The sequence below is a fragment of the Streptomyces sp. NPDC015171 genome (assembly GCF_043079545.1).
Classification (GTDB): Bacteria; Actinomycetota; Actinomycetes; order Streptomycetales; family Streptomycetaceae; genus Streptomyces.
Genome location: NZ_JBIBUO010000018.1, coordinates 59,485 through 73,009, shown reverse-complemented (window position 1 = coordinate 73,009; position 13,525 = coordinate 59,485). Strand labels below are relative to the sequence as shown.

Below are 13,525 nucleotides of genomic sequence, written 5' to 3'. Positions count from 1 at the left end.
GCCTCGGACTCCTTCCACAGGGCGGCAGCGGTGAGCGGCAGCGGGTCGAGGGCGGCTGCGGGCACGGCACGGACGGCTGTACGCCTTCGGACAGCCGACGTCGTGCGGAACTACGGGGCAGACATCCCCGCGCCGCGGCGTGCGCGGCGTTCAGACGCCCGGAAAGAGCGGGAGCGGCCGGCCCCGGCCGCCGGGGCGGCAGGGGGGCCGTTCCCACCGCCGGGGACGGCCCTGAGGCCGGTCCGGGGCGGCCGGAGCGAGCGGCCGTGGCCCGCCCGCGCTCCGTCGCGCGGGCGGCCGTCGTGCCGTCGTGCGTGGCCGGCGGGCTCCTACCAGGTGACCGGCAGGCTCTTCAGCCCGAACACCGAGCCGCGGGTGCGCAGCGGGATCTCCTCGGCCGGGGTGGCCGCCTTCAGGTCGGGGAAGGCCCGCAGCAGCGCGCGCAGCCCGACACGGAGTTCGAGGCGGGCCAGGTTCTGGCCGACGCACTGGTGGATGCCGTGGCCGAACGCCAGGTGTCCGGCGGTGTCACGGTCGAGGTCGAGATCGGCGGGGCAGCCGTACTTGGCCGGGTCGCGGTTGGCGGCCGGCAGGGACACCGTGACGGTCTCCCCCTTCTTCACGGTCTGCCCGTCCAGCTCGACGTCCTCCAGCGCGGTCCGGAAGATCTCGTACTGGTTGACGGTGACATAGCGCAGGATCTCCTCCACCGCCGGGTCGATCCGCGACAGATCGGCGCGCAGGGCGGCGAGTTGCTCCGGGTGGTGCAGCAGCGCCAGCACACCGACACTGAGAGCGCTCTCGGTGGTCTCGTACCCCGCGAACAGGAGCAGCGCGACGATATTGCCGAGTTCCTCGTCGGACAGCTCTCCGGTGGCCAGGAGCCGGCTGATGATGTCGTCGCCCGGCTGCTTGCGCTTGCGCTCGATGGTCTCCCCGATGAGCGCGCCGACCTGCTGGAAGACCGCCATCGACTCCTCGGCGTCACCGTCCGGGTCGTGAGTGATGGCGGGCGCGTCGGCGTACCGCTCCTTCTCCTCGTACGGCAGGCCGACCAGGTCGGACAGGACCCGCAGGACGAGCGGCTTGGCGAAGGTGGTGAGCAGGTCGGCGGGGGCGCCGTGGGCGCGCGTCTCCTCGATCTGCTCGGCGGCCACCGACTCGACGTGCGGGGCGAGTTCGGCGATGCGCCGGACGGTGAACTCCCGGGCCAGCAGGCGGCGGAACTTGGTGTGGTCCGGCGGGTCCATGTGGATGAACATGCCGGGCATCGCCGGGAACTGCGGTACGGGCGCACCGTACTTGGTGACGGGGAAGTGCCCGATCTCCAGGCTGTGGCTGAAACGGGGGTCGCTGAGGACGTCCCGGACGATCTGGTGCCCGGTGGCGAACCAGCCGATGTGACCGTCGGGGTAGGTCATTCTGGCGAGCGGGCGTTCCTCGCGGAGCTTGTCGAAGATCGCGGGAGGGTCGAAGTGATGGGTACGCGACCAGACATCTTCATAAGAGAGCATCTCGCTCATGGAGCACCTTCCCCACAACGTGTACGAACGGTGGTGCCTGAGGTCAGAGGGCCAGCTTGCGCAGGGTCTCCCGGGCGTCCGCGAGGGACTTCTCGCCCAGCGGCCTCAGCTGTTCCATGGCGGGAACGATGGCCGCGAAGGTCAGTTCGGCATGCACGAACTTCAGGTTGTCGGCGAGCCCGATGGCGCTCAGCACCGCCCGCAGGTACGGCTCCTGGTAGTCCCAGCCCTCGCGGGGGGTGCCGGGGGCGTAGGAGCCGCCGCGCGCGGTGACGACGATGACGGTCTTGCCGCTCAGCGCGCCGGACTCGGCGCCCGGGAGCAGCATGTGCGCCGGGGTGACCAGCCGGTCGATCCAGGTCTTGACGGACGACGGGATCGTGTAGTTGTACATCGGGACGCCGAGCACGATGGTGCTCGCCTCGCGGACCTCGGCGGTGAGCGCCTCCGTGAGCGCCTGTTCCTCGGGGCTGACACCGTGCAGGTCACCGGTCGGGTCGAAGAGCCACTCCCGCACCTCGTGCGTGATGTGCGGGACCGGTTCGGCGCCGAGGTCGCGGTAGGTGTATCCGGCGTCGGGGTGGTTGTGCCGCCACTGCGTGACGAACTCGGCGGTGAGCTGCCGGGTCACGGACTCGCCGGAGCGGATGCTCGCGTCGATGTGCAGAAGATGAGTCATGTCATAACTCCTGGCCACTTGGTGGGGCTGCTCGGCAGACCCGCCCGGACTTCGGGCCGGCGCTCGCCGACGGAACGGCACAGCACGGTGATAAGTGGTGTTTCCCTTCGAGCAGGCTACGGGGACGGACCGGCGCCGCGGCATCCCTCAGGTTGGTAGGGCGGGCGACGGGGGGCGGGCGCGGGGCTGTCACCTGCGCTGACGGCTCCGCGCCCGTGGGGGCTACCCGGCTTGACGGGCCATCGAGGCGCGGACGAGGAAGTCGGGCTCGGACACGCGCGGGGAGCCGTCGCGTTCCTCCACGAGGATCCGGTTCCAGGAGCGGGCCAGTTCCACGCGGGAGGTCACGTCGAGTTTGCGGAAGATCTTCTTCAGATGGAACGCGACCGTGTGCGGCGAGATGTACAGCTGGCTGCCCACCCGCCCGTTGGTGAGTCCCTGGCTGACCAGTTCGGCCACCGCGAACTCGGTGTCGGTGAGCCGGCTGACCCGGGTCCGGCCGCGGGCCGGCCGGCCGCCGTGGTCGTCGAGTTCGCGCAGCCGGCTCTGGACGCGCGCGAGGTCCCGGGACGACCCGGCGCCCAGGTAGGCCTCGGCCGCGCGCCGGAGCAGGTCGACCGCCTGGTCCCGCTCCGACTCGCGCGCGGCGCGCATCCGGCTCGCGTCCTCCAGGGCGGACGCGCGGGCCCAGGCGTCGAGGTGCCGGTCCGAGGCGGCCTCCAGGGCGTCCGCGTCACGCTCGTACAGCCCCACGGCGTGCTCGGCCGCCGCCTGGACGCTGCGGAAGTCGCGGTTCCGCAGGGCCAGCCGGCTCATCGTGCGGACCGTGCGCTCGACGAGTTCCTGGTCGCCGAGCCGCTGCCCGGCACGGACCAGCCAGGGAGCCGCCGCCGGCTGCGAGACCAGCAGGTCGCGGGTGAGTACGTCGTCGTGGACGATGCCCTTCAGCAGGTGCGCCACGCTCGCCATGCCGTCGCGCGCCTCCAGGGCCTGGGCCGCGGCCCAGACGCACTGTCCCGGCATGAGGTTCTCCTGGCCGAGCAGTGCCGCGTCGCGCAGCCGGTTCGCGTACAGCAGGCCGGTGGTCAGGTCCAGGGAACGGACCGAGCACACGGCCAGGACCACATGTCCCCGTGGCGGCAGCCCTCGGTTGCCGGCCTCCCCCGCGAGCCGGATACCCGCTTCGGCGGCCGCCGTAGCCTCGGTGAGCCTGCCCCCGGCGAGATGGATCTCCGCCTCGCACAGCAGCAGCGCCGCCTGGACCTCGGGACGGTGCGGCCCGGTGGGGGCGGGCGCCTCGCCGGCGATGAGCCGTTCGGCGGGCCGGAGACCGCGGACACGCGTGAGCAGCGTCGCGTACCAGATGCGCGCCTCCGGTGCCGCGGCATGGCCGGCCCGTTCCCCCGGGGCCGGTTCCGACGCCGCGGCGGCTAACTCCATGCTTTTGCCGAGCCGTCCGTCGAGCCAGAACAGCGCGGATTGTGCAATGGAACGGCCGGGCTCGGAAGATGATTCCAGAAGAGTTTGCTCGGATATGACTGAATATCGCGGGGGCACTACTACCTCTGACTTGTAATCGGTGGCGTTCTGAACTCGTGGGGTGTCGTTCGAACCCGTCGACCGTTTCTTCCGGATCATGTGCACGCTCCCTCTCGCATCCCCCCGTGGCGTACGCGATCCACCTGTTTTCGGCCATTTAAGGGGGCGCTCTGCCCCCCGGAACAGCAGTCCGGGGCAGGGCCCTGGAATGCCGAAAGACCTCTTGCGTCCGCTCGCTTTCGCCGTCCCGCACGCGTGCGCACCTCACAGCCGGCGCATCAGCGCCCGGTTCGCCTCGCCGCGTGAACGCGTGGTCCGTGAAACCCGCCTCGCCGAAGCAGTCGCCGCCTGGCACGGCCCGATTTGATGAAGACCATCAAGCAACCCCCCTGGCCCGTGATCCAATCGTCCGTTTGCCTACACGTGTGGTGAACCGCAGTCGCGCACGAACGTCACAAGGCTGGCGAGGAAATATGCCCCCGCCACCTACTCACCGATCCTTCGCACAACCATACGTATTTAACCGGTGAAGTACTACGAATCGCTGTGACGCTCCCGTTAACGCTCCCCGACGACTCCTGTCGAGAAGGCCCGCCCGCGGCCACCGCTCGCCATTCCCCCAGACAAGTCCCACCCCCGTCCGCACGGCAAGACGGCTCGCCGTCCGCGTGCTCCGAGGACTAGACCTGCCCGCGCCGACACCTTCGTGAACGTGACCAACGCCACCCGGTCCCGGCACCGTTCATCAGGCGGACTCGGCGTCGATGTTCGGCCACGGTGGCCGAACCGCTCAGCGTGCCCGGCCCGTCGCGCGGCCGGCCAGCAGGTCGCGCAGTTCCCGGGCGTTGCGCCGGCTCACGGCGAGGACCCGGTCGCCGATCCGGACGGTCAGGTTGCCGCCCTCCAGCCGGAGTTCCTCGATCCGGCCCAGGGCGACGAGCCGGCTGCGGTGGATCCGCACGAAGCCGTGCGGGCGCCACTGCTCCTCGAGGGTGGACAGCGGGATGCGCACCAGATGGCTGCCCCGGCCGGTGTGCAGCCGCGCGTAGTCGCCGTGCGCCTCGGCGTACGTGATGTCGGCGAGGGGCACGAACCGGGTCACGCCGCCCAGTTCCACGGGCACCTGGTCGATGACCGGTGCCGGTGCCGCGGGCGCCGCGAGCGCGGCCGGGCGGGGCCCCTGCCCGGCCCGCACCAGCTCGGCGACGCGCCGTACGGCCTCGGCGAAGCGCTCCTTGCGGAGCGGCTTGAGCAGGTAGTCGACGGCCTTGAGGTCGAAGGCCCGCACGGCGAAGTCCTCGTACGCGGTGACGAAGACGACGAGCGGTGGAGCGGCGAACCCGCCGAGCAGTCTGGCCAGTTCGAGTCCGCTGAGGCCGGGCATGTCGATGTCGAGGAAGACGACGTCGAAGCCCTCCGTACCGTCCGTTCCCGAGGCCATGGCCCGGCTCAGCCGGCGCAACGCCTCGGTGGCCGCCAGGGCGGGCACGACCGTGCCGACCCGCGGATCCTGCCCCAGCAGGTACAGCAGCTCGTCCAGGGCCGGTTCCTCGTCGTCCACGGCGAGGACGCGCAAGGGCACATCGCTCACCCCCATGTCCGGCAGCTCCTCTCGCCCTCGACCGCACCCCCATGGTGGTCCGGCCGGCCCGCGCCCGTCGAGATCGCGGACCGGGGTGTGTCCAGGCCGTGATCCGGCCACGGAGCCCTCTCGGGGGAATCCGTGTCAGGGCAGGGCGAGGACGCGGAACCCGTGGCCCTCCGGGTCGGCCGGGCAGGTCCACGGGGCGTCGCCCCGGCCGACGTCGGCGGGCGTGGCGCCGAGGGCCGTCGGACGCGGGACCAGCTCCGTCCGGTGGGCCTGCGAGATGGTGGCGAGATCGAGGTGCACCCGGTTCTTCGTCGCCGGCCTGGGTTCCGGGACGGGTACGACGTCGGCGCAGACGGCGACCGGATCCGGCCGGACGATGCCGCCGGCGGGGCCGCGATGCTGCGGGCCGGGGTTCAGTCCGGCAGCACCAGCCTGGCCGTCTCCCCCGGCCCCACCGGCACCGCACGGTCGCGCAGGCGCAGGTCGATGGGCGAGCCGTCGGAGTCCGGTACGGCGATCTCCAGCAGGCCGCTGCGCAGCCGCAGCCGGACACCCCAGTGGCCGTGGTAGCGGACGGTGAACCCGTACGAGGACAGTTCGGGCAGCGGGACCGGGTCGAGGCAGAGGGCACCGCCGCGGGTCGCGAGGCCGGTCAGTCCGCGCTGTACGAGGTCGAGCGTGCCGGCCATCGCGCCGAGGTGGATGCCCTCGCCCGTGGTGCCGCCCTGGAGGTCGGCGATGTCGCCGCGGAGCGCCTCCTGGACGAAGCTCCAGGCGTCGGCGCGGCGGGCGCGGGCCAGGATCCAGCCGTGGACCAGACCGCTGAGGGTGGAGCCGTGGCTGGTGCGGTGCAGATAATGGTCCACGGTCGCGGACCAGGTGTGCTCGTCCAGCGGGTGGCCCAGCTGCTGGAACAGGGACCGGAGTTCGGGGGGCGAGAAGAGGTAGCCGAGCATCAGCACGTCGGCCTGTTTGGACGCCTTGTAGCGGTTGACGGTGTCGCCCTCCGCCTCCAGGATCCGGTCGAGCCGCCGGATGTCGTCGTACCGCCCCCGATAGTCCTCCCAGTCCAGTTCGGCGAGGTCGCCGTAGCCGTCGAACTGGCTGATCACCCCGTCGTGGAAGGGGATGTGCAGCCTGCGGGCGACCTCCTCCCAGCGGGCCGGCTCGTCCTCGGCGAGTTCGGTGTGCTCGGTGAGTTCGCGGCGGCGCGGCTCGGGCAGGCCGTGCAGCAGCTCCAGGGCGCGGGTGAGCACCCAGGCGGCGGTGACGTTGGTGTACGCGTTGTCGTCCAGGCCCGGCCGGCCCGCGCCGGGGTAGGCGTCGTGGTACTCGTCGGGGCCGACCACACCCCGGATCCGGTACCGGCCCAGGTGGTCGTCCCAGGTCGCCGAGTCCGCCCAGAAGCGGGCGATCTGCAGCAGCATCTCGGCGCCCTCGCCGTGCCGGAAGTCGGTGTCGCCGGTCGCCTCGCAGTACTCCCAGATGTTGTACGCCACGGCCGAGCCGACGTGGTGCTGGAGCCGTGAGTGGTCCGGCAGCCAGCGGCCGGAGCGCGGGTTGAGGTGCAGCTGCTGGGTCTCCTCGCGGCCGTCGCTGCCGCTCTGCCAGGGGTAGAGCGCGCCGCGGCGGCCGATCTCGCCGGCCGCGTGGCAGGCGGCGTCGAGGCGGCGGTGGCGGTAGCGCAGCAGGGCGCGGGAGACCTCGGGGAGGTGCAGGTTGAGATAGGGCAGGACGAAGAGTTCGTCCCAGAAGACATGGCCCCGGTAGGACTCGCCGTGCAGTCCCCTCGCGGGCACCCCGACGTCCAGGTCGGCGGTGTGCGGGGAGAGGGTCTGCAGCACATGGAACAGGTGCAGGCGCAGGATGCTGCCGGCCTCGCCCGGCACGTCGGGCGCGGTGCGCCGCCACAGCTGCTCCCAGGCGGCGCGGTGCGACTCCGCCAGGTCGTCGAACCCGGGCGCGGCGCCGACCCGGTCCACGGCGGCGCGCAGCGGGTCGCTGATGGCCGGGTCGCGCGAGGTGTGCAGGGCGACGGTCTTGTCGACGGTGGCGGTCCGGCCGGGCGGCAGCCGCAACCGCAGCCGCTGTACGGCGCGGTGGGCCTCGTTCGCGTGGGTGACCTGGGCGTTCGCGGTCAGCCGGCCGGCCAGTCCGAAGCGGATGTCGGAGGTGCGGGTGCGGCAGCGCAGCCAGACCGTGCCGGGTGCGGAGGTGCCGACGTGGACATGGGTGAGGTGTCTGCCGTCCAGGTCCCGGTAGCGGGCCACGCCGGAGTTGGTGACGCCCCCGTCGAGCGCGGCCTCGACGTCCAGGTCGAGGGTGCGGACCTCGGCGGTGAACTCGGTGCGCAGGGCGGCGATATGGGGGTCGGCGAGATGGACCAGGCGCAGCTGCCGGACGAGGAGGGTGCCGGCGCCGGTCCGGTAGCGGGTGCGGCGCTCCAGCAGGCCGGGATCGAGGTGGAGCATCTGGTGGTGCTCGGTGACGGGTGCGCTGTCCGGGGTGAGCCAGTCGCCGCCGGCGGGCCGGAACCGCAGGGGCAGCCAGTTGGGCAGATTGACCATGTCCTCGTTCTCGACGCGGCGGCCGGCGACCTCGGAGGTGAGCCGGTTGTAGCAGCCCGCGGCGTAGGTGCCCGGGTAGTGGACGTCGTCGGCGGCGCATTCGGGCAGCGCGCCCCGGGTGGCGAAGTAGCCGTTGCCGAGGGTGCACAGGGACTCCCGCAGGCGCTCCTCGGCGGGTCGGTAGCCGTCGTACTCCCAGGTGGGCCCGGTCACCGTCACCCCTTCGGCAGCGGGCGCGCGGACCGCACGGCCGCACCGCCCTGGCTCGGGGTGTCCACGATGGGTCGCCGGCCGTCCCGGCGGGCCGCGCTGGTGTGCCGCTGCGTCATGAGGTGATGATGCGTCGGCGGCACCCGCCGGAGTGCCGCCGACACGGCCGGGGACCGGGACGGTCTGGTCAGGGCGGGGACGGCCGTCCCTCCGAACGGCCGTCCCGCCGGATCACGGGTAGCTGGTCAGGTTGGCCACGTTGCTGCCGGAGTTGGACGGTCCTCCGGTGTTGTTGATGACGTGGGAGATGGTGCCCGTGCCGCCGAGGGAGACGGTCACCATGCTGGTGAAGCGGACACCGGCCTTGTTCGGCGCCTCGATGGCGTGCGCGGCGACGACACCGGGGTTGACGTTGAAGTAGCAGTAGCTGCCGAGGCCGTACGCCTGGTGGCTGGTGACGGAGTCGGCGACCTTGTAGGCGGCGTAGCCCTGGGTGGAGCCGTTCATCCAGGCCGCCTGGTTCGGCGGGTCGTACGGCATCTCGTTCTGGTAGAAGTACGTGCGCCCGCCGTTGCCGTTCCAGACGGTCTGGTACTTCTGGAAGTGCTCCACGAACAGGCCGTACATGGTGACGTCGTCGCCGTTGACGATCAGGCCCGTGTCCGCGGTGTTGCTGTTCCAGCCGACGCCGCTGCCGTGGTCGGCACGCCAGATCCACATGTGGTCGCCGATGACGTTGTCGCTGTTGACGACGAGGCTGGTGGCCGCCTTGCCGACACCGGCGCCGCCGACGCGGAAGTACACGTCGTGCAGGGAGGTCGGGTCGGCGGCGTGGGAGGCGGCGGAGCCGGCCGGTCCGACCTCGACCAGGGTCTTCGAGCTGGTGGTGCCGGCGTCGAAGAGCAGGCCCGCGATCTTGACGCCGTCGACGTCGGCGACGGACATCGCGGTGACGCCGTTGTCCGGGACGAAGGAGGCGAGCCCGAGGCCGAGGACGACCGTGTCCGGGCGGGTCACCTTCAGGGTCTGGTCGAGGTGGTAGACACCCGGGGTGACCAGCAGGTTCTTGCCCGCGGCCAGGGCGGCGTTGAGCTGCGAGGCGGTGGCGCCCGGCTTCACGATGTAGAAGGCGTCCAGCGGGAGCGAGCTGCCGGAGGGGCTGTTCGCCCAGCTGGTGCCCGTGGAGTTGGTGCGCACGGACGGCACGAACACCTGGTAGGCGCCGGCCCCGTCGACGTACAGGAACGGCTTCTCCCGGCTGACCGGGCTCTGGGCGACCGTGGTGTACGGGGGGCTGGGGAAGCTGGTGGCCGGAACGCCCTGGCTGCCGGCGAAGACCATGTTCCAGTTGGCGCCGGTCCAGCTGCCGACCTGCGAGTTACGGGTGAGCCACTGCTGCTGGCTGCCGGAGTTGACCTGCCCGTCGATCTTGCTGTCGGCGAGGAGGCCGCCGCTGGACCAGCCGCCGTCGTCCAGGGCGAGGTTGCCGCGCAGATGCATCCGGCGGTACGCCGCCGCCTGCGAGACCGCCCAGCGGTCGCCGCCACCGGTGGGGTTGACCGACAGGTTCTCGGCGCCGCGCCAGAAGTTCTGGGTGGCGTTGCCCTGGAACCAGTCGGCCTCGGCGTGCACCGCCCCGTTGATCGTCACCGCGTCGGGCGTGAGGCCGAGGCCCAGCACCTGGGTGTAGAAGCCGACGTTGACGTCGGCGCTGTAGGCGCCCGGCTTGAACAGCACGGCGTAGCGCTGGGAGCCGAACTGGTTGGTCTCCTGCTGCTGGAAGACGGTGTTCAGCCTGCTCTGGATCGTCGAGGCCGGCATGGAGGGGTCGAAGACGAGGACGTTCGGACCGAGATCGGGGTTGCTCGCGGACTGGTTCACCGGAACCACCTGGAACCGCTGGGCCGCGCTGCCGTTGCAGGTGTACTGCACGAACTGCACGCTGTCGGCGATCGAGGCGCCGGGGTCGTCCAGGCACTTGCCGCTGTTGCGGTTGACGAAGTGGTAGGCGCCGCCGCCCTCGTCGACCGGCAGCCACTGCTGGTTGGCGCCGCCGCCGTAGGTCCACAGGTGGACCTGCGCGCCGTCGGCGGTGGAGACGTCGGCGACGTCCGCGACCTGGTTGGTGTCGTTCCCGTTGTTGATCCGGACGTATCCGTCGCTGGTGGCGGTGAAGCTCCACCGCTGCGCCGTGGAGCCGTTGCACGCGTACTGCTGCACGACGGTGCCGTTGGCGGTGGCGGCGGCCTTGGCGTCCAGACAGCGGCCGCTCGCGGCGTTCATGACGGTGGCGAAGCCGCTGGGCAGGGCGACCGCTGCGGTGCCGGCCGCCGGCGCGGGGGCCGCCGTGAGCAGAGCGGCGGCTAGGGACAGGGCGGCGAGCGAGCCCGCCGCCGGGAGGGGTCTGGCCATGTACGCGGGTGGCCTTTCGAGTGGGGGGTGGGTGTGGGTCCCAACGGCCGGGGGACCAGCGGCCGTTGGGACCCGTGCGGCTTTGTTTAAGGCGTGAAACTAGAGGTCCGGACCACTGGCGTCAAGAGGCGGCACAGGAAACCACCCCAGGCCGGGACGCAACGACACGGGCGCCGGGGGGATCCACCCGGCCCCGCCGACCACCCCGGCACCCGGGCACCCGCCACCGGCGGGCCCGCGGCCCGGGACGAGGCCGTCCACACACCCACCGGGAGGCCCCCTCACCGCCCACGGCCCGCCGGCCCGCCCCGCCCCCGCCAGTCGCGCCCCGCCGGGCCGGAACCGGCACGGGCCAGGATCCGACAGCACCACGGCAGAGGTATCCGACCCGGACCGATCACACCGACGCGGACCCACGTGCGCGGCACCCGGCACCCGGCACCCGACGGGACCGCGATCGGAGCCGGGCCGCCCCGGCCGAACACGCCGACGCGGTCCGGCGCAGCGCCGCCCCGCACCTCGCGGGGCCACGCCCGGGACAAGGCCGCCTTACGCCCCCCCGCCCCTCACCGCCCACGGCCCGCCGGCCCGCCCAGCCCCCGCCAGTCGCGCCCCGCCGGGCCGGAACCGGCACGGGCCAGGATCCGACAGCACCACGGCAGAGGTATCCGACCCGGACCGATCACACCGACGCGGACCCACGTGCGCGGCACCCGGCACCCGGCACCCGGCACCCGACGGGACCACGACCGGAGCCGGGCCGCCCCGGCCGAACACGCCGACGCGGTCCGGCGCAGCGCCGCCCCGCACCTCGCGGGGCCACGCCCGGGACAAGGCCGCCTTACGCCCCCCCGCCCCTCACCGCCCACGGCCCGCCGGCCCGCCCAGCCCCCCGCAGCCCCCGCCCCGCCGCTCTGCCCGCCCCCCACCACCCACCCCGCGCCGGGCCGCCCCGTCCCGGGCGGAGCGTGCCCCTGTGGGTGTCGGCGTCCGTACTCGCGTGGGGCGCCGGAGTCGGCGCCCCGGGTGGCTCCGGGCCGTCACCCCGCCGTGGGCAGGGCCGGTTCCGCCGTGTCGTCCCGTTCGGTGAACTGGGTCCGGTACAGCTCGGCGTACCGGCCGGCCGCCGCGAGGAGTTCCTCGTGCGTGCCGCGCTCCACGATCCGCCCCGACTCGACCACCAGGATCTGGTCGGCGGCCCGGACCGTGGACAGGCGGTGGGCGATGACCACGGCCGTACGGCCCTCCAGGGCCTCGGCGAGCGCCTCCTGGACGGCCGCCTCGGAGGTGTTGTCCAGATGGGCCGTGGCCTCGTCGAGGATGACCACCCGCTGGCGGGCCAGCAGCAGCCGGGCGATGGTCATGCGCTGGCGCTCGCCGCCGGAGAGCCGGTACCCGCGCTCGCCGACGACCGTGTCCAGGCCGTCCGGCAGGGACCGTACGACCTCGGCGAGGCGGGCCCGGCCGAGGGCGTCCCACAGTTCGGCCTCGGCGGCCCCGGGGCGGGCCAGCAACAGGTTGGCGCGGACGGTGTCGTGGAACAGATGGCCGTCCTGGGTCACCATGCCGGCGGTGGCCCGCAGGGACGCGGCGGTCAGGTCCCGTACGTCGACCCCGCCGATACGGACCGCGCCCGCGTCGACGTCGTACAGACGCGGCAGCAGCTGGGCGATGGTCGACTTGCCGGCGCCCGAGGAGCCGACCAGGGCGACGGTCCGGCCGGGTTCGGCGCGGAAGGAGATGCCGTGCAGCACCTCGGCGCCGCCGCGGGTGTCCAGGGCGGCGACCTCCTCCAGGGAGGCGAGGGAGACCTGGTCGGCGGAGGGGTAGGCGAAGCGGACGTCCTCGAACTCGACCGCGACCGGTCCCTCGGGCACCTCGACGGCATCCGGCTTCTCCTCGATGAGCGGCTTCAGGTCGAGTACCTCGAAGACCCGCTCGAAGCTGACCAGCGCGCTCATCACCTCCACACGGGCGCCGGCGAGCGCGGTGAGCGGGGCGTACAGCCGGGTCAGCAGCAGGGCGAGGGAGACGATCGCGCCGGCCTCCAGCGTGCCGCGCAGCGCGAACCAGCCGCCCAGGCCGTAGACGAGGGCCAGGGCCAGGGCGGAGACCAGGGTGAGCGCGGTGATGAACACGGACTGGGCCGTCGCGGTGCGCACCCCGATGTCCCGCACCTGGCGGGCCCGGGCCGCGAACTCCGCCGACTCCTCCTCCGGCCGCCCGAACAGCTTGACCAGGGTGGCGCCGGGTGCCGAGAACCGCTCGGTCATCCGGGTGCCCATGGCCGCGTTCAGCGCCGCCGCCTCCCGCTGCATCCGGGCCATCCGGCTGCCCATGCGGCGGGCGGGCAGCACGAACACCGGCAGCAGCGCCAGCGCGAGCAGGGTGATCTGCCAGGACAGGGTCAGCATCACCGCGAGCGTGAGCAGCAGGGTGACCAGGTTGCTGACGACTCCGGAGAGGGTGTTGGCGAAGGCCCGCTGGGCACCGATCACGTCATTGTTGAGACGGCTGACCAGGGCGCCCGTACGCGTACGTGTGAAGAACGCGACAGGCATGTGCTGCACATGATCGAACACAGCCGTTCTGAGGTCGAGGATGAGTCCCTCCCCGAGCGTCGCCGACAGCCGCCGGCCGAGGATGCCGAGCCCGGCCTCCGCGACCGCGACGAGCGCGATGAGCAGCGAGAGCCGGACCACCGTGCCGGCGTCGTGCCCCGCCACGATCGCGTCGACGACGCGGCCGGCGAGCACGGGGGTCGCGACCGCGAGCAGCGCGGTCACCACCCCGAGCAGCACGAACCGCACGATGCCGGCGCGGTGCGGACGGGCGAAGGCGGCGATTCGGCGGAGGGTGGCGCGGGCGAAGGGGCGACGTTCGGACTGCGCGTTCATCACGCTGTGCAGCTGCGTCCAGGCGGTGGTCTCCATGCTCATGAGGGAGAACGTAGAACCTCAAGCTTCGTTGAGGTCAATGTCCGCGCTTTTTCACCCGCACCGGC

Annotated in this window: 7 protein-coding genes and 1 pseudogene; all 8 read right to left on the bottom strand. The window is 72.6% G+C overall.

What is annotated here, in order from left to right; genetic code table 11:
- Positions 1-329: 329 nt before the first annotated feature.
- Entirely contained in the window at positions 330-1,523 is a 1,194-nt protein-coding gene (locus ACF073_RS34865) for a cytochrome P450 (RefSeq protein ID WP_392075484.1), read from the bottom strand.
- A gap of 43 nt (positions 1,524-1,566) precedes the next feature.
- Complete coding sequence (locus tag ACF073_RS34860) at positions 1,567-2,202, bottom strand: FMN-dependent NADH-azoreductase (protein ID WP_392075483.1); 636 nt, start codon at positions 2,200-2,202, stop codon at positions 1,567-1,569.
- Between the two features lie 222 nt (positions 2,203-2,424).
- On the bottom strand, positions 2,425-3,642 hold the full coding sequence (locus ACF073_RS34855; RefSeq protein WP_392075482.1) for a LuxR C-terminal-related transcriptional regulator: 1,218 nt from the start codon (positions 3,640-3,642) through the stop codon (positions 2,425-2,427).
- An 889-nt stretch (positions 3,643-4,531) separates the two neighbouring features.
- Positions 4,532-5,338: a LytR/AlgR family response regulator transcription factor gene (locus tag ACF073_RS34850; RefSeq protein ID WP_392075481.1), complete on the bottom strand. Its 807-nt coding sequence runs from the start codon at positions 5,336-5,338 to the stop codon at positions 4,532-4,534.
- Positions 5,339-5,479: 141 nt separating this feature from the next.
- Positions 5,480-5,725 (bottom strand): annotated as a pseudogene (locus ACF073_RS34845) (VOC family protein); the annotation flags it as partial.
- Positions 5,726-5,745: 20 nt separating this feature from the next.
- Positions 5,746-8,118 (bottom strand): glycoside hydrolase family 65 protein, encoded by a 2,373-nt coding sequence (locus ACF073_RS34840; protein WP_392075480.1) that lies wholly within the window; start codon positions 8,116-8,118, stop codon positions 5,746-5,748.
- Between the two features lie 222 nt (positions 8,119-8,340).
- Entirely contained in the window at positions 8,341-10,521 is a 2,181-nt protein-coding gene (locus tag ACF073_RS34835) for an RICIN domain-containing protein (protein ID WP_392075479.1), read from the bottom strand.
- A 1,040-nt stretch (positions 10,522-11,561) separates the two neighbouring features.
- The gene (locus ACF073_RS34830) at positions 11,562-13,454 is read right to left on the bottom strand and encodes an ABC transporter ATP-binding protein (RefSeq protein ID WP_392075490.1); all 1,893 of its coding nucleotides are present in this window, start codon (positions 13,452-13,454) and stop codon (positions 11,562-11,564) included.
- Between the last annotated feature and the right edge of the window lie 71 nt (positions 13,455-13,525).

Coding starts and splice junctions, on each gene's coding strand:
- ACF073_RS34830 (WP_392075490.1), bottom strand. CDS start 13,454: ATGGAGACCACCGCCTGGACGCAGCTGCACAGCGTGATGAACGCGCAG.
- ACF073_RS34850 (WP_392075481.1), bottom strand. CDS start 5,338: ATGGGGGTGAGCGATGTGCCCTTGCGCGTCCTCGCCGTGGACGACGAG.
- ACF073_RS34835 (WP_392075479.1), bottom strand. CDS start 10,521: ATGGCCAGACCCCTCCCGGCGGCGGGCTCGCTCGCCGCCCTGTCCCTA.
- ACF073_RS34860 (WP_392075483.1), bottom strand. CDS start 2,202: ATGACTCATCTTCTGCACATCGACGCGAGCATCCGCTCCGGCGAGTCC.
- ACF073_RS34855 (WP_392075482.1), bottom strand. CDS start 3,642: ATGGAGTTAGCCGCCGCGGCGTCGGAACCGGCCCCGGGGGAACGGGCC.
- ACF073_RS34865 (WP_392075484.1), bottom strand. CDS start 1,523: ATGAGCGAGATGCTCTCTTATGAAGATGTCTGGTCGCGTACCCATCAC.